The sequence below is a fragment of the Desulfovibrio psychrotolerans genome (assembly GCF_013340305.1).
Classification (GTDB): domain Bacteria; phylum Desulfobacterota; class Desulfovibrionia; order Desulfovibrionales; family Desulfovibrionaceae; genus Halodesulfovibrio; species Halodesulfovibrio psychrotolerans.
Map to the genome: position 1 here is coordinate 64950 of NZ_BLVP01000001.1, position 24318 is coordinate 89267.

General features: G+C 57.6%; 21 protein-coding genes. 4 read left to right on the forward strand and 17 right to left on the reverse strand.

The window, feature by feature from the left end:
- Nucleotides 1–12: 12 nt before the first annotated feature.
- Nucleotides 13–1215: an MFS transporter gene (locus HUV26_RS00250; protein WP_174408096.1), complete on the reverse strand. Its 1203-nt coding sequence runs from the start codon at nucleotides 1213–1215 to the stop codon at nucleotides 13–15.
- 251 nt (nucleotides 1216–1466) lie between these two features.
- Here HUV26_RS00250 and HUV26_RS00255 point away from each other — a divergent pair, with 251 nt between their 5' ends.
- Nucleotides 1467–1649 (forward strand): hypothetical protein, encoded by a 183-nt coding sequence (locus HUV26_RS00255; RefSeq protein ID WP_174408097.1) that lies wholly within the window; start codon nucleotides 1467–1469, stop codon nucleotides 1647–1649.
- 84 nt (nucleotides 1650–1733) lie between these two features.
- Here HUV26_RS00255 and HUV26_RS00260 read toward each other — a convergent pair whose 3' ends face one another.
- Nucleotides 1734–2801, reverse strand: coding sequence for a phosphotransacetylase family protein (locus HUV26_RS00260; protein WP_174408098.1), 1068 nt, complete (start codon nucleotides 2799–2801; stop codon nucleotides 1734–1736).
- 101 nt (nucleotides 2802–2902) lie between these two features.
- Entirely contained in the window at nucleotides 2903–5008 is a 2106-nt protein-coding gene (gene acs / locus HUV26_RS00265; RefSeq protein ID WP_174408099.1) for an acetate--CoA ligase alpha subunit, read from the reverse strand.
- Nucleotides 5009–5030: 22 nt separating this feature from the next.
- Here acs and rnc point away from each other — a divergent pair, with 22 nt between their 5' ends.
- On the forward strand, nucleotides 5031–5732 hold the full coding sequence (gene rnc / locus HUV26_RS00270; RefSeq protein WP_174408100.1) for a ribonuclease III: 702 nt from the start codon (nucleotides 5031–5033) through the stop codon (nucleotides 5730–5732).
- An 80-nt stretch (nucleotides 5733–5812) separates the two neighbouring features.
- On the opposite strand, the gene HUV26_RS00275 is transcribed toward rnc, so the two are convergent.
- Nucleotides 5813–6706 carry a flagellin N-terminal helical domain-containing protein gene (locus HUV26_RS00275; RefSeq protein WP_174408101.1) on the reverse strand — a complete coding sequence of 298 codons (894 nt, stop codon included), beginning with the start codon at nucleotides 6704–6706 and terminating at the stop codon, nucleotides 5813–5815.
- A 281-nt stretch (nucleotides 6707–6987) separates the two neighbouring features.
- Between HUV26_RS00275 and HUV26_RS00280 the strand changes: the two genes are divergently transcribed.
- Nucleotides 6988–7389: a flagellar protein FlaG gene (locus HUV26_RS00280; protein WP_174408102.1), complete on the forward strand. Its 402-nt coding sequence runs from the start codon at nucleotides 6988–6990 to the stop codon at nucleotides 7387–7389.
- A 205-nt stretch (nucleotides 7390–7594) separates the two neighbouring features.
- Entirely contained in the window at nucleotides 7595–9169 is a 1575-nt protein-coding gene (locus HUV26_RS00285) for a methyl-accepting chemotaxis protein (protein WP_174408103.1), read from the forward strand.
- Nucleotides 9170–9353: 184 nt separating this feature from the next.
- Here the strand turns inward: HUV26_RS00285 and HUV26_RS00290 are convergent, their stop codons facing one another.
- From HUV26_RS00290 to HUV26_RS00350, 13 genes are all read right to left on the reverse strand, one after another.
- Nucleotides 9354–11006, reverse strand: a complete 1653-nt coding sequence (locus HUV26_RS00290; protein ID WP_174408104.1) for a flagellar hook protein FlgE — start codon at nucleotides 11004–11006, stop codon at nucleotides 9354–9356.
- A 130-nt stretch (nucleotides 11007–11136) separates the two neighbouring features.
- On the reverse strand, nucleotides 11137–11856 hold the full coding sequence (locus tag HUV26_RS00295; protein WP_174408105.1) for a flagellar hook assembly protein FlgD: 720 nt from the start codon (nucleotides 11854–11856) through the stop codon (nucleotides 11137–11139).
- Nucleotides 11857–11868: 12 nt separating this feature from the next.
- On the reverse strand, nucleotides 11869–13647 hold the full coding sequence (locus tag HUV26_RS00300; protein WP_174408106.1) for a flagellar hook-length control protein FliK: 1779 nt from the start codon (nucleotides 13645–13647) through the stop codon (nucleotides 11869–11871).
- A gap of 117 nt (nucleotides 13648–13764) precedes the next feature.
- Nucleotides 13765–15204 carry a glycosyltransferase family 9 protein gene (locus tag HUV26_RS00305; protein ID WP_174408107.1) on the reverse strand — a complete coding sequence of 480 codons (1440 nt, stop codon included), beginning with the start codon at nucleotides 15202–15204 and terminating at the stop codon, nucleotides 13765–13767.
- Between the two features lie 6 nt (nucleotides 15205–15210).
- Complete coding sequence (locus tag HUV26_RS00310; protein WP_174408108.1) at nucleotides 15211–17007, reverse strand: CgeB family protein; 1797 nt, start codon at nucleotides 17005–17007, stop codon at nucleotides 15211–15213.
- Nucleotides 17008–17009: 2 nt separating this feature from the next.
- Nucleotides 17010–17765, reverse strand: a complete 756-nt coding sequence (locus HUV26_RS00315) for a flagellar motor protein MotB (protein ID WP_174408109.1) — start codon at nucleotides 17763–17765, stop codon at nucleotides 17010–17012.
- 3 nt (nucleotides 17766–17768) lie between these two features.
- Entirely contained in the window at nucleotides 17769–18521 is a 753-nt protein-coding gene (locus HUV26_RS00320; protein WP_174408110.1) for a motility protein A, read from the reverse strand.
- 8 nt (nucleotides 18522–18529) lie between these two features.
- Nucleotides 18530–19648, reverse strand: a complete 1119-nt coding sequence (locus tag HUV26_RS00325) for a flagellar assembly protein A (RefSeq protein ID WP_174408111.1) — start codon at nucleotides 19646–19648, stop codon at nucleotides 18530–18532.
- Nucleotides 19649–19661: 13 nt separating this feature from the next.
- A complete protein-coding gene (locus HUV26_RS00330) occupies nucleotides 19662–20006 on the reverse strand; it encodes an STAS domain-containing protein (RefSeq protein WP_174408112.1) in 345 nt (114 codons plus the stop codon).
- A complete protein-coding gene (locus HUV26_RS00335) occupies nucleotides 19994–20425 on the reverse strand; it encodes an ATP-binding protein (protein ID WP_174408113.1) in 432 nt (143 codons plus the stop codon). The genes HUV26_RS00330 and HUV26_RS00335 overlap by 13 nt, the downstream gene beginning before the upstream one ends.
- Nucleotides 20418–21572, reverse strand: coding sequence for a PP2C family protein-serine/threonine phosphatase (locus HUV26_RS00340; RefSeq protein ID WP_174408114.1), 1155 nt, complete (start codon nucleotides 21570–21572; stop codon nucleotides 20418–20420). The genes HUV26_RS00335 and HUV26_RS00340 overlap by 8 nt, the downstream gene beginning before the upstream one ends.
- On the reverse strand, nucleotides 21569–22078 hold the full coding sequence (dtd, locus tag HUV26_RS00345; protein WP_174408115.1) for a D-aminoacyl-tRNA deacylase: 510 nt from the start codon (nucleotides 22076–22078) through the stop codon (nucleotides 21569–21571). The genes HUV26_RS00340 and dtd overlap by 4 nt, the downstream gene beginning before the upstream one ends.
- A gap of 30 nt (nucleotides 22079–22108) precedes the next feature.
- Nucleotides 22109–23971 carry a long-chain-fatty-acid--CoA ligase gene (locus HUV26_RS00350; protein ID WP_174408116.1) on the reverse strand — a complete coding sequence of 621 codons (1863 nt, stop codon included), beginning with the start codon at nucleotides 23969–23971 and terminating at the stop codon, nucleotides 22109–22111.
- Between the last annotated feature and the right edge of the window lie 347 nt (nucleotides 23972–24318).

Consider the following 24318-nt stretch of genomic DNA (forward strand, 5'->3'; position numbering starts at 1 on the left):
GGGGCTTTGCTGTCAAGCCGCTTGCCGCGCACCGAAGCGGTATACGACCGGAAGGCACAGGAATCCGGTAACGCCGAGCAGGAAAAAGCCGATGCCGAAGCTGCCCAGGTCGCCGCATAGCCCTATCATGGCCGGGATGAGACCGGCAGCCAGCAGCGAAACTATGGGCATGGTCATGGAGAGCGCCAGAGAGCGTTCCCTGGGTTCGAAGCATACGGCAAACTGCTTGAAAATGGCCGGAAACATGAGCGGAGGCAACGCGGCCTGAACGAACAGGACCATTGCCAGCAGCGTTCCGTGTGCAAAGGCAAGAGCCATGATGGAAAGGGAGCACCCCACAAAGGAATACGTGAGGATGCGCTTTTCGCCGAGTACGTCTGTCAGCCAGCCCCCGGCAAGAGCAAACAGGGGGGTGGGCAGCCTGGTCAGGGCGATGAGGGTGTTGGCATCTGCACGGGACATGCCCTCGCTGTTGACCAGAAACAGGGTCATGACGCTGAACGGGGCCCATTCCATAGCAACGGCGACACCGATGAGGGCAAGGAACATCCACGTTTCACCACGCCGGAACAGGGCGGGAAGGGTATTTTTGCCGGGTGGTTCACCACAGAAACTTCCGCCCCTGCCGAACAGCAGGAACAGGAGCGCGCCGGTAAGGGAAAGGGCGGCCATGGCTTGCAGCGCACCACGCCAGTCAGTGAACAGAAAAGCCACTTCTGCCATTGAGGGGGCAAGGATGAAGGCGAGGTTGGGGGCAAGTTCGTGCACGGCGATGCTTTTTCCCCAGTGTTTCCGGTCGGCAACGGCACCCAGGGCCGCCATGCCTGAAGGGAAGTAGAGTCCGCCTGCGATGCCGCACAGCGTGAAGCCTATCTGCAGATGGGTGGCCGTTGCAGCTTGCGAGAGCATGAGGAGGGCAAGTCCGTAACAACCCACGGAAAGGGGGATGACGCGTCTGTGGTGCATGCGGCTTGAAACGAAGCCGCTGCAGAAAATACTGAGAGCGTTCCCCACCGCAGAAAACAGCAGCAGTCCGCCCGTGGCCGCGTGGGACAGGGAGAATTCATCCTGCAACGGCACCAGCAGCGGGGAGAGCAGCATGCGCGCTATCTGGTTCAGAAAGAACATGGATGTGATGAACAGAACCCATGGCAGGGCTTTGCGGAAAGGGGCTTCTGAGCCGGAGGGAGAGGGTGTGGTGGTGCTGCTGGGCATGGGATGCTGCCGGGTTGAGGCTTTTTTTCAGTATTGGCAGTCTGTTGAGCACGGAATTTGCTGTGTCTTGCGCAAACGCATATCCGGCAGAAATTGCCTCTTCATGGATATATGGGCCTGAGCACTGCGAGTGCACAATATCCACACGGGTTTGAAATGCAAGGGGAAAAGCGCGGGGTTTGGCTGGTCTTGTCTGTTCGGTCAATACCCGCTCGCCTTGCAGCCGGATTGCAAGCCGAAAGGAGCGTGCCATGCGTAAGGCAATAACGTTTGTAGGCAAGGCGTTGCTGCTGATCGGGTTCCTTGTGGTCTGCCTGAGTGCCGGCAGCAGCTACTCCGAACGGATTTCGGAAGTTGCCAAGGGACAGGGGCAGCACTCCATGCGGCGGGCGGTTTCGCCCGTGATGTCCATGGAAGGGGCTGTTCGGAATTGATCCGGCGGCATTGAAAAGGGGGGGGCATATAGCCCCCTTTTCCTGTCATACCTGTGCAGAGCCGCTGAGCGGGCTGCGTGGTGTCTATTTTAGTCCGATGCGTTCCTTGAGGTAGCCGAAGTCTATGGACGAACTGACCAGCTGTGCGCCCTGACGAATCTTTATGACATCGCGCAGCTTGTGGCGGGAGAGGATTATCTCCATCTTTTTGGCCACGGTGTAGGTATCGTCCCGCACCACCACGATGGGAATGTTCAGCACTTCTGAGCGGGTGAGGATGATGTCGTTTGGGTAGAGGTTGCCCGTGAGCACCAGACAGGGGCAGTTGCCTTCCAGTGCCACGAGCTGCACATCTGACCGGTCGCCGCCCACAATGATCGCGGAATTTTTGTTTTTGCGGAAGTGGGTCATGAAGTTTTCCACCTGCATGGTGCCGATGAGGAAATTCTCCACAACCTTGTCGGACTTATTCTGTGCGGAGATGACCTTGCCGCCCAGCCGTTCCGCGAGGTCGCCCACCTTTATGGCACCCATGAGGGGGTCTTTGGGGATGACGCCCAGCACCTTTACCCCGTTCTTCTCAAGGAAGGGACGGATGAGGCCATCCACCTCGTTCATGAAGTTGGGGGGGATGTCGTTCAGCACCACGCCTGCCATGTTGTCGCCCAGCGTATCCTTGAGCACCACCAGATAGTCGTAGTTCAACTCTTTGTGCAGGCGGTCTATGACGACGGCCTGCAGGTTCAGTTCCCGGACCACCCGGATGCCGTCCACGTTGCAGTAGCGGCCTGAGTACATGGAACCGGAGCCTGCGACCACCATGACATCCTTATCTTTTTTTAAGGTGTCATACGCATTGGTGATGGCAGGCATGAGGTCATCGCACTGGCCGCTGAAGGCGCGGACCTTGAAATCTTGCGTGACCACTACCGGCGTGACAAGATTGGCGGGGGCGTCCTGCCCCAGAATATCCTGCACGAAAAAGGCGTCTTCGTCACCGAGGATGCCGTCCCGTTCTTCGGGCATGGCCCCAACGGGTTTCATGTAGCCCACGTTCAGCCCTTCTTTCTGAAGGCGCAGCCCGATGCCCATGACAACCATGTTCTTGCCGGAATACCCGGCCGTCGAACCAATGTAGATACCGGCAGCCATAGTGTCCTCCTGTAATGTTGCCCGTCCGGGCGGTTGACGTACCGTATTCGTTACCGCGTGTCCCGTGCGGCACCCGCCGAAACCGCCGCAGCACGCTGCGGCTAGTCGGGGGAGAGAATGACGCGCACATCCGCCACCCAAGCGCCCTTGCTGCTGGCAAGGACGGGATTGAATTCTGCCTCATAAATCTCTGGAAAATCAAGCGATAATTGTGACATTATTAAAAGAATGTCTTCAAGGGCGGTAAAGTTGACCGCATCTTCTCCCCGTACCCCGCGCAGGAGGGGGAACGAGCGGATTTCTCGTATCATGGCCTGTGCATCTCCCAGCGAGAGGGGCGCAAGTCTGCAGGAAATGTCTTTGAGTACTTCCACGTAGATGCCGCCCAGCCCGAAGATGATCATGGGGCCGAACTGCGGGTCGCGCTTGAAGCCGATGATTACCTCCTTGCCGCCCGGTACCATTCCCTGCACCAGACAGCCCATGATGTAGGCTTCCTTGCGCAGGCGCTGCGCGCGTGAGGTGATATCCAGAAAGGCGGCCTGAACCTCTTCCGGCGACTTGAGATTGACTTTGACGCCGCCCACGTCGCTTTTGTGCGAGATTTGGGGCGAGGCAATCTTCAGCACCACGGGAAAGCCTATCTGCCGTGCAGCGGCGATGGCCTCGTCACTTGTGCGGCAGAGGCGGGTTTCCGGAATGGGCAGTTCATACGCCTTGAGCAGTCCATGGGCCTGAAATTCCACGATTTCCTGCAGCCCCTGCTCTCTGGCCTGCTGAAGGATAGCTTTGGCCCTGCCGATATCCCGGCGGTAGCAAACTTCTACTGGCAGGGAGTGTTCCCGCCATTCGCGGTAGCGGCTGAGGGCCTCTATGGCCTTAATGGCCGGTTCGGGAAAGTCGTAGCAGGGGATGCCCGCGTTGAGCAGGATATCGCGGCCTGCCGCAACCGCAGGGCCGCCCATGAGGCAGGCAAAGACGGGTTTGGTGTGCCGCTTGGCCACGTTGACAATCTCGCGCGCAACATCGTCCACGCCCGTGCGGGCGGTGGGAGAGACAAGCACGAGCATGGAGTGCACGTTTTCTTCTTGCAGCACTATTTCCATGGCTCCCGCGAAACGGTCCGCCTTGGCATCGCCTATGACATCCACCGGATTATAGAAGGCGGCGAACGGGGGCAGTATGGCCTTGAGTTTTTCCACGGCGGGGGCAGAAATGGAGGCCATGATGAGACGCGAAAGTTCGCAGGCATCTGCCGCCAGAATGCCGGGGCCGCCGGAATTGGTTACCACGGCAACATTGGGACCGTGGGGCAGCGGCTGGTGCGAAAAAGCCTGCGCCAGATTGAACAGATCGCGCAGGGCATGCACCCGGATGATGCCTGTCTGGGCAAAGGCGGCCTCATATGCCTGATCTGCTCCGGCCATAGCCCCTGTGTGGGATGAGGCGGCTTTGGCACCCGCACTGGTTTTGCCGGATTTGATCATGATGACGGGTTTTTCGCGGGTGACGCTACGGGCCACCTTGAGAAAACGCTGGCCGGATTCCACGCCTTCTACATAGCCGATTATGACTTTTGTATCCGGGTCTTCCGCCAGATAGGCAAGAATGTCCGACTCATCCAGCACAGCCTTGTTGCCTATGCTGATAAATTTGGAAAAACCGAGGTTGCGCTCCTGCGCCCAATCCAGAATGGAAACGCAGAGCGCGCCGGACTGGGAGAAGAACGCGATATTGCCTTTGCGGGGCTGCCCCACGGCAAACGTGGTATTAAGATTGGCCCCCGTGTTGATAAGGCCGAGACAGTTGGGGCCGAGCAGAGCTATACCATGCTTGTTAGCCAAATTTTTGACTTGCTCTTCCATGAACCAGCCGTCGCCGCCTACCTCGCGGAATCCGGCGGTGATGACGACAACGGCTTTAACCCCTCTTTGTCCAAGGGCATCCACTGCCCCGGCAACTTCTGCCGGGGGGATGCACAGCACGGCAAGGTCTACTCCTTCCGGAAGTTCCGCTATGTTGCGCACCACCGGGCAACCAAGTATAGTATCCGACTTGGGGTTGACCGGGTATACCCGGCCGGAGTAGCCCGCCTGCAGAAGATTGGCGAACACCACGTTGCCGATTTTTCCTGTTGTGGCTGAAGCCCCGACAATGGCTACGCTTTGAGGATTGAACAGGGCCGCTATATTGTCATGATAATCCATAGGCCCTCACTGCGGAGAATACATGGTGAAAAAACTGTCGATACTACAGGAATCTATCCACTATCGCTTCAAGCAAGTCAAGCTGCTGGAGACGGCGTTGACGCACAGTTCCCATGCCAATGAGCAGGGAACGGGCGGTGAACATAATGAACGATTGGAGTTTTTGGGCGATGCCGTGCTTGAGCTGTGCGTTTCTGAACGACTGTTCAGCATGTTTCCTCAGGCCCGGGAAGGCCACCTGACGCGCATGCGCGCAAAGCTTGTGAGCAAGCCTTCTCTGGCGGAGATTGCGCTGGAACTGAAGCTGGAATCCTGCTTGATGCTGGGCAGGGGAGAGGAAAGCCAGGGCGGGCGCGACAGGCATTCGCTGCTGAGCGATGCGCTGGAGGCCGTGCTTGGCGCGGTGTTTGAAGACGGAGGATATGCGGCGGCGCTGGGAGTGGTGGATGTGCTCTTTTCTTCCCGCTGGCCGGAGGAACCCGAAGGCGGGAAAAGCAAGGATTATAAAAGCAGATTGCAGGAACTTACACAGAAGCGCTTCAGGGAGCGGCCTGTGTATTCCCTTTCCGGAAGCAGCGGCCCGGAGCATGCCAAGGTGTTTGAGGTATCATTGGCGCTGCCGGATGGCCGTGTGCTAATTGCCGAAGGCCCCAGTGTGAAGCGGGCCGAGCAGAAAGCGGCGGGCATTGCCTTGCGGCAACTGGAAGCAGACGCCGACCAATGATTGCATGAAAGGGCCGGGGTGGGGGAGCACCCCGGCCTTTCTGTCTTTGGTCGCCTTTGACACCGAAAACCTTGGCGTTTTTAACCGCCGATGAGCTGCATGGCCATCTGCGGCAGCGAGTTGGCCTGCGAGAGCATGGCTACTGCGGCCTGCGTCAGAATCTGGTTCCGCACGAATTCCGTCATTTCTGTGGCTACGTCCACGTCGGAGATGCGGGATTCTGAAGCCTGAAGGTTTTCAGCCTGAATGGACAGGTTGGAGATCGTGTTCTCAAGGCGGTTTTGCAGGGCACCGAGAGCCGCACGAATCTTGTCCTTGGAAATAATTGCCTGGTCGATACCGCTGAGGGCGGCCTGCGCGGCGGACTGGGTGGAGATGGTAAACCCGGCACTGTTCCGGAGCGCGCTGTTGCCGATGCCGAGCGCGGAGGCCGTGGAGATACCTATCTGGATGTAGTAGTAGTCTTCCGCGGAGTCGTTGCCGGTGCCGAAGTGCACCTTCAGCCTGCCGGTGGAGTTGAGTCCGCTTCCGTTGTGGACGTTGCCGGAAAGCGTGCCGTTAAGCAGGTGGATTCCGTTGAAGTCCGTGGCGTTGGCGATTCGGGTAATTTCCGAAGCCATGGCCTGATATTCGGACTCGATCATGAGACGCTGGTCGGAGTTGTAGGTACCGGTGGCTGCCTGTTCCGCCAGTTCCTTCATTCTGATCAGTTTTTCGTCGATGATCTGCAATGCTCCGTCCGCCGTCTGGATCATGGAAATGGCGTCGTTGGCATTGCGGATGCCCTGGTTCATTGTGGAAATATCTGCCCGCATGAGTTCGCGGATGGCCAGACCGGCTGCGTCGTCCGCTGCGGTACCGATACGCAGGCCTGAAGAGAGGCGGCGTGTGGAGTCCGACAGTCGGCTGTAGCTGGCGTTCAGGTTTCGCGTGGCGTTCAGCGCCATAAGGTTGTGATTTATGACCAAAGACATGGTATAACCTCCTTGTTGTTCTGACCGTTGCTTAGCAATCGAAGTGCCAACTGTTTTTTATTTATGTTTTTCAGCATGTTGCGAATTGCTAAAAACTCTTAAGGCGCACGATAACGCGCAGATGGTCAATATTTTCCGCCCGGTGCGGCGGTTCTTCGACAAAGAGGCCGGGTGGGCATTTTTTCCTGGGATGGGTTAAGTTATTTACCGTGTGACCGATATGGCGAGGTATAGAGTACAAGTTTGGCCGGGTTGTCCGGATTGTACCGGGAGGAATCGTCATGAGACTGCTAGAAATTCAAAGCGGTCTGCTGAATGGCTATGGCGAATTCGATACCGCGAGAACATCCACCCCAGAAGGCAACACAACCGCTCCTCATCCTGAACGTGCTCCCTCTCATTCGCACGGTGTTGATACGGGAAATGAACTTCACGCGGCATCGGACCACGCCGTGGATACGCAGGCTGTTCAAAACGCCGCCAGTGCTTTGCAGAGCCGGCTGGCTGATCAGGGCGTGCGCCTGAAGTTTGAAGTGGTGCGCAGCGAACAGGGACGGATAGAGGTGGAAGTGACCGATGAGGCGCATGACAAGGTGCTTATGCGCATTCCCCCGAAAGGGGTGCTTACGGTCAACGCGCAGGGAGCTTCTGCCATTGGTGTTTTTCTGAACCTGCGTTCCTGACATTTTTTGCCGCATATTCCGCATAGCGACGGCGGGCATGGGATTTCCATGTCCGCCGTTTTTTGTTTCACGCATAATTTTTATCTGCGAATACAGGATATAATACAGCGAGTGCAGGCTATAGGGCATTGTTTATGGCATGAGGAAGGATGAGGTCATGGCGTTATTGTGTTATCATAATTCGTAGCTGTGAGCAGGGGGCTATATGCTTGAGCGAGTCAGTCTGAAGGGGAAGATGCTTGCCCTTGCCGTGATAGGGCCGCTGATTGTGGCGGTTGTTCTTTCTGTTCTGCGTGTGCGGGACATACGGGCGGGAGCGGAACAGAGCGTGGTGGAAAAGAGCCGGGCAGTGGTGCTTATGGCGGAAGCCGCCCGCAATGAGATGGCGAACAAACTGGAGCTTGGGCTTCTGAAACCCTTTGCCGAAATTCCCCGGGAGCATGTGGTGCAGGCTGTGCCCGTGATTACTGCCATAAACATGGCGCGGGTGAACGCGCAGGAGGCGGGGTACGAGTTCCGGGTTCCCAAGAACAGCCCCAGAAATCCTGCCAATGCGCCAACGGAACTGGAGGCGGGGGTGCTGCGGCTTCTTGAACGCGAAGGGCTGGCGGAGCATGTGATATTCGGGCGCAACGAGATACGGTATTTTCGTCCTATCCGGCTGACCGAGGAATGCATGTACTGCCATGGCAGCCCTGCGGGTGAGCCTGATGTGACCGGAGGCGTGAAGGAGGGGTGGAAGCCTGGAGAACTGCACGGGGCGTTTGAAATAATAAGCTCCATGGATGAGGTGAACGCGCAGATACGGGCTGCACAGCTGAACGTGGCCATGCTTTCCGCCGGGATATTGCTTGTGATTGCCGTTGCCACGTGGGGGATTTTGAAACGCAGCCTGCTGAATCCGCTTTCTTCTGTGAAGGAATATGTTGCCCACCTTGCAGGGGGGAATCTGGATGCCCGTGTGGACTATTCCGGCAAGGATGAGATGGGTGAGCTGGTTGCCAGCCTGAAGGGGATGCTGGAGAGGCTGCGTACCGTTATTCTGGATGCGCAGGAAACAACTAATAAAGTGGCCATGGGAAGCAGCGAGCTTTCCAGCGCGTCTGATGCTCTGGCTGAGGGGGCTGCGCAACAGGCTGCGGCCGTGGAACAGATTTCTTCATCTGTTGAGCAGATGACATCGAACATTGAACAGAACGCACATAATGCCAAGAGGACCGAGGAAATGGCTGTTTCCTCATTGCGGAACGCACGGCAGAGCGGAGAGGCGGTGCGTAAGTCTGTTACCGCCATGCGGGACATAGCGGAGAAAACACGCTTTATACAGGAGATTGCCCGCCAGACCAACCTGCTGGCGTTAAACGCCGCCATTGAAGCGGCGCGTGCAGGGGAACACGGCGCGGGGTTTGCCGTGGTGGCCAGTGAGGTGCGTAAGCTCGCTGAACGCAGCAACAAGGTGGCGGAAGAAATTGGTGAGCTTTCTATCAGCAGTGTGGAAGTGGCGGACCGTGCCGGTGCCATGCTTGCCGAACTGTTGCCGGATATTGAATCCACGGCGGGGCTGGTGCAGGAAATTTCTGCTGCCTGCGCGGAGCAGCATCAGGGGGCTGAGCAGGTGAACAAGGGGATTCAGGCGCTGGATTCCGTGGTGCACCAGAACGCCGCCGCCTCAGAAGAGATTGCGGCTACATCGCGTTCGCTTTCCGGGCAGTCGGATGATCTGAAAATGTCCATGGCGTATTTCCGCGTATCGGGCAAGGGCATTGTGCCGCTGGATTGAGAGCGGTTTCGCTTTGGCGTGCGGAACCCGCGCTGTGGGCAGACTGGCAGGCAGTCTGGCACGGCGCGGGTTTTTTGCGCATGACCACGCCAAATGCCCGGCTCCTTGCGGAGGCCGGGCATTCCGGGCGGGCGGTCGGTTTCGGGTGCGACCGCCCAATATGGTCGATCATTTCAGGCTGTTCTTAACGCTTCATCTGAATAACCACTTCCAGCATGGTGTCTGTGGTGGTTATGACCTTGGAGTTGGACTGGAACCCGCGCTGGGTGGTGATCATGTGCACGAATTCCTTGGCAAGGTCTACGTTGGATTGCTCCAGTGAGTTGGAATAGACCGCACCAAGCCCGTTTTTGTTCGCGGGGCCGGGCAGGGCTTCGCCGGAGTCGCGGGTGGCGGAGAAGAGGTTGCCGCCTTCTCTGCGCAGGTTGTGCTCGCTCTGGAAGTCGTACAGGGTGATCTGATAGAGGTCCAGAATGACACCGTTGGAGTATCTGCCGCGCAGGATGCCGTCGCGGTCCACGCTGACGTTCTGCAGGAAGCCGAAGGTGTAGCCGTCCTGACTTTGCAGCAGGGTGGATGATGCGCCTGCAAAGCTTGTGGTGGCGGATGACTGCCGCTCTGTTGTGCTGCCCAGACTCATGAGCTGGGTGGTATCTGTGCCGACCATGGAGGCATCAAAGTTGGCCCGGTCCGCGAAGGTCTGGGTTCCCTTGAATTTGAGCCCGAGGTTCAGTTCCATAAGCGTGCCGCCCACGTCTTCCGCAAAGCCGGGAGTGACGTAACTGGCGTTGGACAGGCTGGAGAAGTTTGCCGTGAACAGGGGGTATCCGTTGGTGGAAAACGCCGTGGGCGACCAGTTGGAAAGCTGCTTCAGATCTGCACCGGCATTGCTCTTCAGTGTATAGGCGCTCTGGTCCACCAGTTGGCCCGAGCTGTCGAAGGTGAGGGTGCCGGACATGAGCAGGCCTGCGGCACCGGTGGTGTTTACCTTTGTGCCGTTGAAGATTCTGCCGTCTTCCGAAGGGTCTACGGTGACGATGTATTCCCAGTAGCGGCGTCCGCTAGCCTCGTTGCTGATGGAGTCTACGTTGACCTGGTCAAAGTAGACGGTGAGGTTATGCGCGGTGCCGCCCTCGTCGTATACCTTGATGGTGGTCTGGTACGCAAAGGCGTTTTCGCCGAGCGGGGGGTTGTTTGCCGTGGGCTGGCCGTTCCAGTTGCTGAACAACGAGAAGAACGGGTTGTTCACATCAGTGGACTTATCACCGCCGTCGCGGGCATCAAGGTTGGTGATGATGCTTACGTTGGAAGTGTGTTTCGGTTCTGCCGTGAAGCCCTGCAGGCGGATATCCACGGGCACGCCCGATCCCTTGATGGCGGAGGAGGTGCTTGTCACCTGTGCGGTGGACGTGGCGAGGGACGGACGGGGGGTTGAAATCTGCCAGCCCTGCAGCACGTAGCCGTGCGGGTCTACCAGATAGCCGTCCTTGTCGAAACGGAAGTTGCCCGCGCGGGTGTAGTAGACAGACTCTTCACCCTTTACCTTTACCTGAAAGAATCCGTTCCCGCCGATGGCGAGGTCCGTTGCTTCCGTGGTGGTTTCGAAGGCACCCTGGCTGAAGTCGCCGTAAATGGCACCGATGGCAACGCCCCGGCCCACCTGGGTTACCCCAGCGGCGCTGTTAATGTCCTGATTGATGAAGTCCTCGAAGTCCATGCGAGCACCCTTGAAACCAATGGTGTTCACGTTGGCGATGTTGTTACCGAGAACGTTCATCTTTTCGCCATGTGCCAGCAGGCCCGAAATTCCTGTCCACATGGATGCGGTAAGACTCATGATCGACCTCCTTGCAAAAGCACCGGGGTGCTTTTCGTGTGCGGCCCGTTATTTCCGCACGGTATCTTTATGATGTGTGCAGGTGTGTTAAGCCTGCGTATGCTCTTGTTAAGTTATGTAATTCGCGTTGCTATTCTTCGGACGATGGTGTTTCTTCCGGGGTATTGGTGGGAGACTTGGCCACAACTTCCTTGACGTGTGAGAATCGGACCATGCGTCCGTCCGCAAGACGTAAGTATTGATTTGTGCCTTCCGCCTGTACGCCGACCACTGTGCCGCTGACCTCGGTGCTGACCAGAATGGGGTTGCCGTCCAGACTTTCTGCATACATGGCGATGCTGTATACGCCTTCGGGGAGATCTGTACCCTTGTAGTCCTTGCCGTCCCACTGGTATTCGTAGTTGCCTGGCTGCTTGGTGCCGATGCTTTCGGTTCGCACAAGGTTCATGTTCGGGTCGTAAATATTGATGTAGCCGTTTGCCACCGGGTCGTTCAGCGTGAAGTAGAGGGAGCTTACGCCTTCTGCAGTCTTGGATACGCCGTAGCCTTCTGCCCGGATGTCCTTGCCGATGAAGCTGACGGCGCTGATCATTTCCTGGCGGGTGGTGGACTCGTTCATCTCCTTGATGCCGCCGGAAATGTTGGTCAGCTGTTCAAGGCTGGAGAACTGGGAAAGCTGCGAGACAAATTCCTTGTCGTCCATGGGGTTCATCGGGTCCTGATGCGAAAGCTGGGCAACCAGCAGGGTGAGGAAGTCTTCCTTGCCGAGCTCCGACTTGCCCTTGATTTGCAATTGGCCGAACTCCTGTTCAGCCCTGCCGATGATTCCGCTACCTACTGATGATGCCATGGGAAACCTCTCTTACGCGATGATGTCCAGCCCTGTACGGGAGGAACTTCTTTCCGTTTCATCTGCAATTTGCATTTCCCGGGCCAATCCGTCGCCTTCGGCGCGCAATGCGTGCAACCGCCTCTGATTAAGGAACTTTCTTGTCATTTCCTGATGCGCGTTGTGGTCTGCCGCACTCTGCCAGCCATTGCCGGAGAGATTGTTCTGCAGGCTTGTCTGCACATCGATGTTGTCTACCTTAAGCCCCTGGTTTTCGAGCGAGGCTTTCAACTGGTGCAATTGGTCGTTGATCGCTTTGGCCGCTTCTGCACTCTCCGGGCGGATGACGGCGTTCACTTCATTATTCTTTACGGAAAGAATGATGGTGAGCTTGCCGAGGTCTTCCGGCGTGAGCTGCATGGTGATCTGGCGCGCGCCGTCCCGCATGGTTTTGAGCATCCCGTTTTCGATCTGCTCGAACAATCTTTGGTCGGCAGCTTTTGCCGCAGCCGCGTTGGGCGAGAACGTTGTGTTGCCGGACTGAGGCTGTGTTGCACCCATTTCCGCCTGCGGTTGCACCATCTGGTATTCAAGCCTGCTCAAGAGATTGCGGAGTCCTGAGGAATCCTTTTCCCGACCTGCTGCGTTACCCGATGTGTTGCCGGACTGGTCTGACTGATCCCTGCCTGCAAAAGATCCGTGGGCATTGTTGCCCTTCGCGTTATCTTGCGATCCGGAAGCCTGCTCGGAGCGGCGTACGGAGGCATTTGTTTCCCGTGCATCATGACGGGCAGCCTCCGCATCACTCTTGTCCTGCATGCCATCAGCCGGGGTGTTTTTGCGGGTGGAGGAGGCAGTGGAGTGCGCTGCGGCATGCGTAAAGCCGTTGGCATCGGCAGTGGCGCTGTCTTTAATAAGGATGCCGGAGGCTCTGCTGTCCCTGCTGGTGCGGGCGTCTGCCGCAGAAAGCTGGCTGGAACGTTCCAGTGCCTTTTCCATGACCGGGGCGAGGACTTCTCTGAGTTCCGTGATGCGTGATTCTGAGGCAGCCTGTCTGGCGGAAACGCTGCCGGAAATTTCCGCAACCATTGCCTTGAGGGTTGAGGAATCGCACTGTGCTTCCTTTTGCCCGGCAAAAAGTTGCTGCATGCGCGTGATGCCGCCCGCATCCAGACGCATGGCCTTGCCAAGGTGCTCAAGGTCTTCCGGCGTTACGGTAACGCTGGCGTCTGCACCGAGTGAGTTGATTTTTTCAAGAATGCGGTTCCATGCGGAAGCAAGCTTGCCTTCTTCCATGGTGGTAACCGTCTCATCCGCTTCTTCCGGCGAGAACCCGAGCTTTTGCAGAACGACCGATGCGCCGTTGCGTGTGGATTCGTCCAGCTTGGCGGAGGCTGCTTCTTTACCGGAAAACTGGGGGTTGCTTCCTAGGGTGTGCAGGAGCTTGTTCCACGTAAGGGAGCCTTCGGCTGCTTCCGCATCAAGCTGTTTCAGCGTTGCATCATCCACACCCAAAGCGGAGAGGCGGCTTTTCAGGCTGCGCAGGGTGCGCTGGTCGAGAAGGGTATCCCGTACATCCGCCGTACCGGTTGCATCTGCGGAAGGGCTTAGCAGCTTGTCTCTGAGAATGGAACTTTTCAGGCCGCTGCTTCCACCAAGCAGAGCGGCTTGGGTGGGCGTGGCCGATATCGCCTTGCCGCCGAAGCCCTGCATCAGGCCCGCGAAAGCCGAACCGTCTACAGCCGCGCTCTTTGAGCGTGCGGCCTTAACGGATGACATGACGGTGGGCATGAAGGTGGGAAAAAGCTGCATCCTGAAACTCCTTTGGCACTCACTATGCGAAAGGTGTTCCAATGGAAAAAACGCTGTTATTTCAGGGTGAACAAACCCTGAACAGGCAGTCTTTGCCTTAGCTGCCCTGTCTGCGGTTCAGTATGGTTCAGTGATGGCGATGAGTTCTTCCAGCATGGAGACAGCCTTGGCATACCCGGCAAGGCTGTGTTCGGCGTTTTGCAGAAGGAGGTGCAGGAAGCCGGTAAGCGGGCGGACCATGGGGGGGTGGGCGCTCCAGAAGGAAGCGGTGGTTGTCGGGCCGGTGCGGCCCTTTATACCGGGCAGCAATTCCCTGCTCAGGCGGAGAAACTGTTCCCGTATTTTAGGGGCAAGGTCAGGTGAGGCGGCACAGAGATTCTGCCATTGCCCATGCACGTGGGATTCTGGCCATAGACCGAAGCGCATGCCGAAGTAGCTCTTCCAGAATTCGGCGAGTATCTGCCGGGGGGGGGGTGAAGCCTCTGCGCTGTTTGTTTCCAGATGATAGAGGCCGAAGGCATCGCGCCCGGTGATAAACAAGGTTTGGCTCGCGGGAACAATGGAGCGTTTTGGCAGGGGCGCTTTTTGCCCCTCTTGCGATTTAACGCTGACGAGGCTGCGGGTGAGCGCGGCAACACGGTCTGGCGTGAAGGCTTTATGGCAGAGCACGGTGGAGTGCTTGCACTGCCAACAGCCCACACAACTCATGTTGGTGCGCAGCACATGGTGACCGGGCTGGTAGGGGCCTGTTTCCCACGGATGGACATGGCCCATGGACAGGTTGAGCGTGGGGGTGCCCATCCAGGCCGCGATGTGCATGGGGCCTGTATCCGGGGTGATGAGGCAGCGGAGCGAGCCGGTAAAGGCCACAAATTCCGTGAGGGAGAATCTGCCGCACAGATTCAGGGCGGGGGTTTGGGCAAGTGAGGCGACCTGTGCGCCTAAAGGCATTTCGGTTTTGCCGCCGAGCAGGACGGGCTTGAGCCCCCGTTTGAGCAGCGCAAGCACAAGTTTGTGCATGAAGGCGGCGGTGGGACGTTTTGCGGGGTCACTGGCCCCGAGAAATAGTCCCACCCGGTCTGCATGGGGCCTGTCTGCATCAGGTTTAGGCCAATGTATAGCATTGCGGACAGCGGAGGGAACCATGTCCAGCCCGTTCAGGTCTGCCCAGTGGAACAGGTTGTGCCTGTTGTTGTGCACAAGACTAGCCCGGTACAGTTGCCAGTCTCCGTGAATGTACGTGGCACCGGAACCTGAGGTGACGGCACCGAGAACGGAGTCGCTTTGTACTTTGCCCGCAAGGGACGCGGCATCTGCCCGGTGGCTCAGGTTGATGACCATGGAATAACGCTCGCGGGAAAGGGCGGGGGCTGCCTCTGCGGGGAAGTAGGTCACGCCGGGACTTAACGGCATGAGGCCCTCAAAGAACATACGCTCGGCAACAACCCAGATGGGATGGGCAGGAAACATCTGCCTGAGCCACAGGAACAGCGGGAAGGTGAGTACCAGATCCCCCATTCGCTGCATTTGTACTATGAGGATGGGCTTTGCAGACATGCCGGGTTATCCGAAAATGTCGCGCATGGTCCGCACCAGCGCGGTGACGCGTTGTTCGTAGCTGTGTTCCGCCAGAATGCGTTTGCGTGCGGCCCGGATAATGTTTGTGCGCGCGGCCTCGTTGCGCAGGTAGAAGCGGATAAGGTCCGGGGCTTCTTCCGGCGTATGGTAGCAGGCGACCTCTTTGCCGGGGTCGAAGAGGTCTTCCATCTGAACGCGCCAGTCGGTGAGAACGAAGGAGCCTGTGGCGGGCACGTCAAAGACGCGCTGGTTCACCGCGCCTTTCATCTGCTTGCTGGTGCAGTTGAAATTGATGGTTGAGAGTGGATAGAAATGCGGCAACTCGTCGTAATATCCTATCTCCGGGTGCAGGTCCCAAGGATGAGGTTGTTCGGGAAGGGTTTGACGCCAGCCTTTATCACCCACGATGAGCGGCCTGAAGGGAAGGGTTTGGGCCACGCAGCGTGCTCGGTACTGCCGTGTGGCTTCCCATGTGATCATGGTTTCGTAGGAAAGCTGTCTTTCAGGGGAATCCAGTGCGGTGAAGGCGGCGTGGATTTCCGGTTTGTGATTGCGGAGGAAGGCGCGGACCGAGCGTTCCTCATGTTCCGCGAATTCCCCGGCCAGTTGCCTGTAGCTGGAGAGCAGGACGCGGGGAAATTTTCCGGCCTTCATCCGGTGCGCGACCTTGAAGACCATGGAGTTGCCCACGAAGGAAATATCACGCTTGAGGGGATGGGCGGAGGGTACGGAGGAAGGCTTGGCGAAGCGGACCGGGTCTGTGCCGAGGGGCAGGTAGTGCACATGGCGGAAGCCCTGTTCACGCAGGGAGGTTATGTTGTCCGTATCCCACGTGAAAATGGCTGTCCATGGGCTGATGAGTCGGTTGTAGAGATAGAGGATGAGATGGGGGTTATCTACGAACCATGAAGCCAGCGGCAGTTGGAGCTTTTCCAGCAGGTCGGTGAGCACGCCTTCGCGGTCCACGCCCAGATGGTTGATGGTGAAGGCGAAGTCGGGCCTGAATTCAAGTACCGCTTTAAGAAGGCGTTCCACAAATTCGGTATGGCCTACCTCGTCATTGTCCAGTGTGAGCAGGTGATAGGGAAAACCTAGCCGCTGGCAGGCGGTGATGATTTCTCCCATGAGGAAATACTGGCTGGTGATGAGCAGAAGCCGGGGCGGACCGCCCGCAAATTTGTTGTAGGACGCCTTTGCCCAGAAATCGAACGTGCCGCTGGCGGACAGGTGTTCACGAAGCGTTCCGTAATAGTCTCTTTGCAGCCGCAGGTAGAGAGGGTGGGCAAGCGGAAGGAAGGGTTTGCCGCCGTGTTCCATCTGCCATCTGGTGAGTCCGGCCAGAGCGCGCCCGGGATCGTCTTCCGCTATCCAGAGGATGCGGCCCTCGCGGAGTGCCGTGGCGAGCACGTCCTGCCCGGCGGATGATGCGGCCGGAGTACCAGATGCCGGAGGGGGAGTACTGGCAATCTGCACAGAGGCACCGTCTGAAAGGCCCGTGATCTGCAGAATAGGCAGCTCTTTGTCCACCACGGCCAGTGGCCCGTCATACTGCTCCAGAAGGGCGCGCAGGGCATGCCCCATGCCGCTGCCTAAAAGGACGGGCAGGGTGCCGGACGGTTCTGCCTGTTCCCGGAAGGAACGCAGCAGATGCAGCTCGCGCTCGCCGCCTCCCGCACCGAGCATGAGCATGCTTTTGCCCGCAACGGTGATGCGCACATCCGCAAGGGTGTTTTCATGCAGCACCGGTTCTGCCCGGTAGCGGTCTTGCGATGTGTGGGACATGGTTACCAGCTCTTCACTTCCGGCTTGTGGAGGTACAACTCCATGCGGTTGTTTGTTTCTCGGTTTGCTTCGGAGTTGTTGGGCAGAAGGGGTTGGGAATCTGCGTAACCCACGGCTTTCAGCCGCGAGGCGGAGATGTCGCCGCGCTGCATAAGGGCGCGGAGCACCGCAGCGGCGCGCGAGGAGGAAAGCTCCCAGTTGCTAGGGTAGAGGGACCCGGTTTCCGGCACATCGCTGGTGTGTCCGCGCACGACCATGTTTACGTTGCGCTCTTTGAGAATTTTAATGGCACCGTCCAGCAGGGGCAGGGCTTCCTGTTTCAGTTCCGCGGAGCCGTGATCAAAGAAAAGGATGACCGGAAAACGCAGCACCACGCCTTGATCTTCGGCTGTGACCTTGACCGTGCGTTGCAGGTCCGGGTCTTCTATGATGATGTTCTTGAGCTCCACCACCATGCCCAGAATCTGCTGGTCGTCCTTTTTCAGTTCCACGTCCTTGCGTTCGAACTGGGACGGGGAAAACGCCGCGAATTCTGCTTCCTTGCGCTGGATCTGGATGCCGAAGGCATTTTTGATGGAACCCATAAGGGTCTTGAATTTATTGGCATCCTGCTGGGCAAAGGAGAGCAGCAGCACGAAGAAACACAGCAGCAGGGTGACCATGTCTGCAAAGGTGGCCATCCATGGCGGGAGCCCTTCGTCCTTGGGCGGGTCTGGTCTGGGCCGCTTTTGCGGCGGCGGTGCCTTGTCCTTTGCCATGTGCTACCGCTCCTGTCGCTGGGACGGGGGCAGGAAGGAATTGAGCTTTTCGCGTACTATGCTGGGATGTTCGCCATTCAGGATGGCCAGCACGCCTTCCATGATGAGCTCCATGTTCAGTGCTTCTTCATTGGAGCGTTCTTCCAGCTTTTTGGCCATGGGCAGGAACAGACAGTTGGCCATGATGGCCCCGTAGAACGTGGTGAGCAGGGCCACTGCCATGGCAGGGCCGATGGCCGAGGGATCATCGAGATTCTGGAGCATCTGCACCAGACCCACCAGTGTGCCTATCATGCCGAAGGCGGGGGCCATGGTGCCCAATCCTTTAAGGATTTCCTGTCCGGTGCGGTGGCGTTTGATCATGTTGGCCATTTCCATTTCCATGATGGAACGCACCAGTGATTCTTCCGTGCCGTCTGAGACGAGCAGGACGCCGCGTTTCATGAAGGCGTTGTCCACCTGGACTTTTTCCAGCGCTACAAGGCTTTCTTTACGGGCTTTTTCGGCAAGTCCGATGATGGTTTGAATGGACTGGGTAAGGTCCGGGGGCTTGGCGAAAAAGGTTTTCATGATGACCTTGGCGGCCCCGAGCATGGTCTTGAGCGGAAACATGACGAAGGCGACGGCGAAGGTGCCCCCCACCACCACGATGAGGGAAGGGATGTCGACAAAGCCTCCCATGGCCCCACCCATGGCTATGGCACCGACAATGAGGCCCAGTGCCCCCAGAATCCCGACGAGAGTTGCGATATCCATACTGTATTCTACTTACTCTTCATTGCTGGCGTGTCGAAGACAATTTCATTGCCCCGTGATGATATGCACACGTTTTCCATAAAATCATTTATGGTACAGTATGCCCCCCCGATGCTGACCTCGACCCCGGGACGGATGCGTCCCGGCACGAGTATTCTGCATGATCCCATATGCGGTGAAGCCTGCATGGTTTCCCATAGGCTTACCCTCTCTCGTCTGAAGGCGGCAAGTTTGGTCTGTGCCGTGTTCAGTTTTGTGCAATATTCCTGCTTGTGGACTGCGCTTTTGGAGCACAGCATCTCAAGCTGTTCGGCAGATGCTTCCAGATGGGAAATTTTGTCGTCCACCGATTTAAGGCGGCGCAGCATGAACGGATCGTACCCCATGGTAATGGCAGTTGGCGTGCCGATTCCTCCCCCCAGTTGTTCCTGCACGTAGACCACGGAGTTGGAATAGACCGCGCCCCCCTGCAGCCTGCCCCGTACCACGAATTTGCCGCTTACCCAAACGTCTGTATGCATGCACGAGGCATCAATGAGCACATTGCCCCGGCAACGGATTTCGGCATTTTCCACAAAGGGGAGCCGGATGTCGCTTCCGGCTTCCAGCAGGGCTGTCTTGCCGCCTTTTACTCCGTTCTGGCTGGTGATGCTTCCCTGAGCGATAATGCGCGCGCCCTCTACCGTTTTTTGGACAAGGATGTTTTTTCCGTGGACCTCGAACCCGCTGCGCACGCTGCCGTGTACGCGCACATCGCCCACAAAGACAATATTTCCGGTGTGAAAATCTACATCGCGACGAACATTTAACAGTGTCTTCACCGTAATGCGGTTTTGGTGATAGAACACGTAGCCGTTTGCCGAAGCGACAAGCTGCATGGGTTGAGCAGGGTTCACCGTGGTGTTGGGACCGATGGGAAGCGACTCCGCCTGACGTACAAAGGCAGGGTTTGCGCCAGCGGGCAGGTCTTTGTCAAGGGGAACCAGTTCTGCGAGAACCTGCCCCATGACCACGTTCTGCACGTAGCCCAGATTGTAGTGATCGACCCTTCCTTCAGCCTCTTCGTGCGGGGTGAGGCGCATGTGGTCGAAGTTTGGATCAAAATGGTGAACGAGCTGATACGGCATGCCCGGCTCCCCTTTATTCCGGCAAAATGGTGAGCATGGCGTCTTCTCCCGTGAGGATGTGGAAGAAGCTGGTGAGCTGTACCAGTTGCAGCGTGGTGCGGGCCTGTTCGGACGGATTGAGGAGAAAGACGCTGATGCTCCGGTTGGTCATCTGGGTTTTGAGGGCAACCAGCATGCCTATGCCGGAACTGTCTATGAAGCTGACCTTGCTTAGGTCCAGCACAAGGTATTCCGTCTGGTTATCGTTTACAGCGGACTCTATGTCTTTGCGGAAGTCCGGTGCGGTCTGCAGGGTAAGCTCGCCATAAAGCTGCACTATGAGTGCCGTTGCCTGACGCGTGATTGTCAGCGTGCCCATAATCCCCTCGGTATGTCTAGAGTTGCATGTACGGTGTTTTTTCCGTCTGCTCCGGTTATCCGGAACTGTGTGGAGAGCGAGGCGATGATGAACAGGCCGCGCCCCCCTTCCGCCTCCGGCCGTGAAAGCACGGGCTTGTCCGGCCGGATGGTTTCGGCCGGGAACCCTTCTCCCCAGTCGGAGATTCTGGCGGTGATATTCCGGCCCGGTTCAATTTCCAGAACGATTTCCACATCGCCCACATCGGAATAGCGGTAGGCGTGCCGTGCGCAGTTGGCAGTGGCTTCTGTGAGGAGCAGATCAAAGGAGTGCAGGGTGTCTTCACTCAGGATGTATTCCTTCATGACGGCCAGTGCCGCCTTGGTGAGAGCCCTGCATGATTCGGGATAGGCGGCCGTGCGGAAGGTGTAGTTATGCATGCTGGCTCCCTGTGGCTATCCAGAGCGCGGTGACATCGTCTCGGAAACTGCCACCGTGACCGGCCAGCATGGCCAGACGATAGCGCAGGGTTTCCACAAAGTTGTTGGGGCGTTCCATACAACCGGCTGCCTGTTCCCAGAACATGGGCAGGGAAAAAAGTGCACCGTTGTCCATCTGCCAGTCGAAAAAGCCATCTGTGAACAGGAACAGCCTGCTGCCAGCGTGGAAGGGAACCTGCTGCACCTGCGGGGTTATGGGGAAAAAACCCAGCAGGGGGGTGGAGGAGGCAAGCCGGGTGGTTGCTCCTTCTTCGGTGCGCAGCATGCCGGGGCAATGGCCGGCGTTGATATACTGCATTGTGTTGGTGCTGAAGTGGATGTCGGCGCAGAACAGGGTGACGAAGTCTTCCTCTGTGCCGATGATGTCCAGCAGATGGTCGTTTATGAGGCGGACGGTGGTGGCGAGGGGGAAGTAGCGTGTCTGAGTGAGCCTGAACAGGGTGCGGACAATGCTCATGATGAAGGCGGCTCTGGCACCGTGCCCTGATACATCGGCTATGACGGTGCGCAGGGTGTTGCGTTCCGGCAGGGCGAAATAGTCGTAAAAATCACCGCTGGCGTGACCGGAAGGGCGGTAGATGGTCTCTATGCGTACCCCGGGGAAAAGAGGTGAGTGGCTCGGCAGCAATTTTTGTTGCAGCGAGGCCACAAGCTCTATCTCTTCGCGGATGCGCTGTGTGTAGCTGCGTAACTGGCGGGTAAGGGCGGCCTGACGTTCTGCCACACCTATGCGCGCCAGAAGCTCCGCATTGCCGAAGGGTTTGCTCAGGAAGTCGTTGGCTCCGGTGTTCAGGGAGATGGAGAGTGCATCCGGGCTGCCTTCTCCCGTGAGCACGATGATGAAGGTATCGTGGTCCCCATGGCGGGAGCGGATTTCCCGGATGACGCTCATGCCGTCACGTTCCGGCATGTTCAGGTCCAGCAGGATAATATCCGGACGAAAATCACGGTAGGCGGCCAGACACTCTTCGCCGTTTGTGGCCTGCCGCAGGTCCCGTCCTTCCTGCAGGATATGGGCGAGCATCATCCGGGTTATGTCGGAGTCGTCAGCTATAAGCAGCCGGGTTGCGGGAGAGCCTGTGTTCATGAATCCCTTGTATAGTCCGCATCGGTCAGACTTATGGTCACCGGACCCCAGTTGGTGAGCGAGACGTCCATATCTGCTCCGAATATGCCGCATTGCACAGGAGGATTTTCATTTACCTGCGGCGCAGTATCCCTGCAACACATAGATTCGCGCACGGCACTGGCGAAGGTGCTGAAAAGCCGCTCTGCGGTTCCGGGCGGGCAGGCGGCGGTGAAAGAAGGACGCCGGCCCTTGCGCGTATCTGCATACAGGGTGAATTGCGGCACGAGCAGAATCTGTCCGCCGAATTCACTCAGGCTGCGGTTCATTTTTCCTTCACTATCGGGAAATATACGCAAGTCGAGCATTTTTCTCAACATGGTCTGCCAGATATTCCGGTCCGGCAGGTCTGCAGTATCATGCGCCCCGAATCCTACCAGCACGACCAGCCCCGGTCCGATCTCGGCAACGGTTTTACCGTGCACAGTTACCTTGCCGCACCGTACGCGCTGCAATAGGAGTTTCATAAGGTTACGTCTTCCCTGTGGTGCGAAGGGTCAGTTCTTATCGGAAGGATCGTTTTTGTCTGCCGTGGAGGTGCCGGGTTCGGACGCAGTTTCTCTTTCCTGCTGCCACCGGGATGATGCCGGGGCGTCTGCCAGATCATCCTGAACCAGGAAGTTGGCCATGCCGCCTGCTTCTCCTGCGTTATCCGCCTGTGCTGCATCTGAGATGCGCTGCTCTTCTTCTGCCCGCAGTGCGCGCCGCAGCACCTTGCCCACGATGGTTTTGGGCAGTTCTTCCCGGAACTCCACCTGTTTGGGTACCTTGTAGTTGGCAAGCTGCTCCCTGCAATGGCTCATTATCTCACCTTTGGTGAGCTTCTCTCCGGGCTTGGGAACGATGTACACCTTTATGATTTCTCCGCGCGTGGGGTGGGGGACGCCCACGGTGACTGCTTCCTGCACCTTGGGGTGTTCGTAGAGCACTTCGTCAATCTCACGCGGGTAGACGTTGTAGCCGCCCACGATGATCATATCCTTCTTGCGGTCCACGATGAAGAAATAGCCGTCGTCATCCATGGTGGCGATGTCGCCCGTGTACAGCCAGCCGTTACGCAGGGTGGAGGCGGTTTCGTCCGGTCTGTTCCAGTAACCGCGCATGATCTGCGGCCCCCGGATAACCAGTTCGCCTATCTTGCCGGGGGGCAGGGGGACGCTGCCTACCTCCATGTCCACGATGCGGGCTTCAGTATCGGGGAAGGGCACGCCGATGGAGCCTGCCTTGTGCTGGCCGTTGATGGGGTTCAGATGGGTGACGGGAGAGGCTTCCGTGAGGCCGAAGCCTTCTATGATGTTGGCTCCTGTCAGTTTGGCGAAGTTCTTCATCTGCTCCACGGGCATGGGCGATGAGCCGGAAATACAGTACCGGATGCAGGTGAGGTCGTATTTGCCAATCTCTTTTTGCTGCATGAGCGAGATGTACACCGAGGGGGCACCCGGGAAAATGGTGGGCTTGTACTTGGCAATGCCGTCCAGAACATCTTTGGGAACATAGCGCGGGAAGGGGATGACCGTTGCCCGCAGCAGCGTGGGAAACGCAAGGCAGACCGTAAGGCCGAAAACGTGGAAATAGGGGAGTAATCCCAGAAAGGTGTGTGTTTCTGATTCCAGCCCGTGCAGCATGGCAGCGCACTGCTGGACGTTTACCGTCAGATTGCGGTGGGTGAGCATGACCCCTTTGGCTATGCCTGTGGTGCCGCCGGTGTATTGCAGCAGGGCCAGTTGCTCCGCCGGATTGTCTACGGGAACACTCAGGGTCTCCTTGCCTGACGTAAGGGCGGACCATGGCAATACGGTGTTTCCGTCAAACGGGATGGGGCGCAGCGAACCCTCGCGTTTTGCTTTAAGGGTGTAGAGGAAATTGAGCGGAAATTTGAGGCTCTCTGAAATGCGGGTGATGAAATATTTGCGGATACCCAGCTTGTCGCGAAGTTTTTCCAGTTTGGGCCATACGAGGTCCAGTGCGATCATGTATTGTGCACCGGAATCTTCTATCTGGTGGACCAGTTCTTTTTCCATGTAGAGCGGGTTGGTCATTACCACAACGCCGCCAGCCTTGAGAATGCCCCAGAAGGCGATGATGGTCTGGGGCAGGTTGGGCATCATCACGGAAACACGGTCGCCGGGCTGGACTCCCTGCCGCCGCAGGTTGGCGGCGAGCACCTCTGCCATGAAGCGGAGCTTGCCGTAGGAGATGCGCATGTTCCTGAAAATAACCGCTGTTCTCTTGGGCGTGGTTTCCGCTGCTCTGTCCAGAAAGGCGAACAGGGGGATGTTTTCGTAGTTGACGGATGCCGGGACATTCTCGTCATAGTGCGCCAGCCATGGGAATGCGTAGGAAGTGGTTTGCTCGCTCATACGGCTCACGAAGAGTAGAGGGTGGAACTATGGAGAGTGCCCACTGCAAAACATCATGCTGCAGGCTCAAAATAACGGATTTCATCATACAATGCCCGTGCACAGAGCGCAAGATGCCGATACCGTGGAGATTTTCTCTGCGTTGCAGGTGCCGCATCCTCCCTTTGCGGCAATATGGGGCCTGCTACATTTCTGTCGGGTGCGTGTGGCATTGTGTCGCAACTGGATACTAATTTGTAGAATTGTGCTGCGCCGGGAAATTCGTCCATGTGTAATTGCCTGTAAACAAATAATATATTTTCTTGGCACTCATCTTGAAATCACCAAAAGGGATGTTTTCGGTGTTG

Coding starts and splice junctions, on each gene's coding strand:
- HUV26_RS00325 (WP_174408111.1), bottom strand. CDS start 19,648: ATGCCGTATCAGCTCGTTCACCATTTTGATCCAAACTTCGACCACATG.
- HUV26_RS00260 (WP_174408098.1), bottom strand. CDS start 2,801: ATGGCTGCCGGTATCTACATTGGTTCGACGGCCGGGTATTCCGGCAAG.
- HUV26_RS00335 (WP_174408113.1), bottom strand. CDS start 20,425: ATGCATAACTACACCTTCCGCACGGCCGCCTATCCCGAATCATGCAGG.
- HUV26_RS00300 (WP_174408106.1), bottom strand. CDS start 13,647: ATGCAGCTTTTTCCCACCTTCATGCCCACCGTCATGTCATCCGTTAAG.
- HUV26_RS00285 (WP_174408103.1), top strand. CDS start 7,595: ATGCTTGAGCGAGTCAGTCTGAAGGGGAAGATGCTTGCCCTTGCCGTG.
- HUV26_RS00320 (WP_174408110.1), bottom strand. CDS start 18,521: ATGGATATCGCAACTCTCGTCGGGATTCTGGGGGCACTGGGCCTCATT.
- rnc (WP_174408100.1), top strand. CDS start 5,031: ATGGTGAAAAAACTGTCGATACTACAGGAATCTATCCACTATCGCTTC.
- HUV26_RS00330 (WP_174408112.1), bottom strand. CDS start 20,006: ATGGGCACGCTGACAATCACGCGTCAGGCAACGGCACTCATAGTGCAG.
- HUV26_RS00255 (WP_174408097.1), top strand. CDS start 1,467: ATGCGTAAGGCAATAACGTTTGTAGGCAAGGCGTTGCTGCTGATCGGG.
- HUV26_RS00290 (WP_174408104.1), bottom strand. CDS start 11,006: ATGAGTCTTACCGCATCCATGTGGACAGGAATTTCGGGCCTGCTGGCA.
- HUV26_RS00310 (WP_174408108.1), bottom strand. CDS start 17,007: ATGTCCCACACATCGCAAGACCGCTACCGGGCAGAACCGGTGCTGCAT.
- dtd (WP_174408115.1), bottom strand. CDS start 22,078: ATGAAACTCCTATTGCAGCGCGTACGGTGCGGCAAGGTAACTGTGCAC.
- HUV26_RS00305 (WP_174408107.1), bottom strand. CDS start 15,204: ATGTCTGCAAAGCCCATCCTCATAGTACAAATGCAGCGAATGGGGGAT.
- HUV26_RS00275 (WP_174408101.1), bottom strand. CDS start 6,706: ATGTCTTTGGTCATAAATCACAACCTTATGGCGCTGAACGCCACGCGA.
- acs (WP_174408099.1), bottom strand. CDS start 5,008: ATGGATTATCATGACAATATAGCGGCCCTGTTCAATCCTCAAAGCGTA.
- HUV26_RS00315 (WP_174408109.1), bottom strand. CDS start 17,765: ATGGCAAAGGACAAGGCACCGCCGCCGCAAAAGCGGCCCAGACCAGAC.
- HUV26_RS00350 (WP_174408116.1), bottom strand. CDS start 23,971: ATGAGCGAGCAAACCACTTCCTACGCATTCCCATGGCTGGCGCACTAT.
- HUV26_RS00340 (WP_174408114.1), bottom strand. CDS start 21,572: ATGAACACAGGCTCTCCCGCAACCCGGCTGCTTATAGCTGACGACTCC.
- HUV26_RS00295 (WP_174408105.1), bottom strand. CDS start 11,856: ATGGCATCATCAGTAGGTAGCGGAATCATCGGCAGGGCTGAACAGGAG.
- HUV26_RS00250 (WP_174408096.1), bottom strand. CDS start 1,215: ATGCCCAGCAGCACCACCACACCCTCTCCCTCCGGCTCAGAAGCCCCT.
- HUV26_RS00280 (WP_174408102.1), top strand. CDS start 6,988: ATGAGACTGCTAGAAATTCAAAGCGGTCTGCTGAATGGCTATGGCGAA.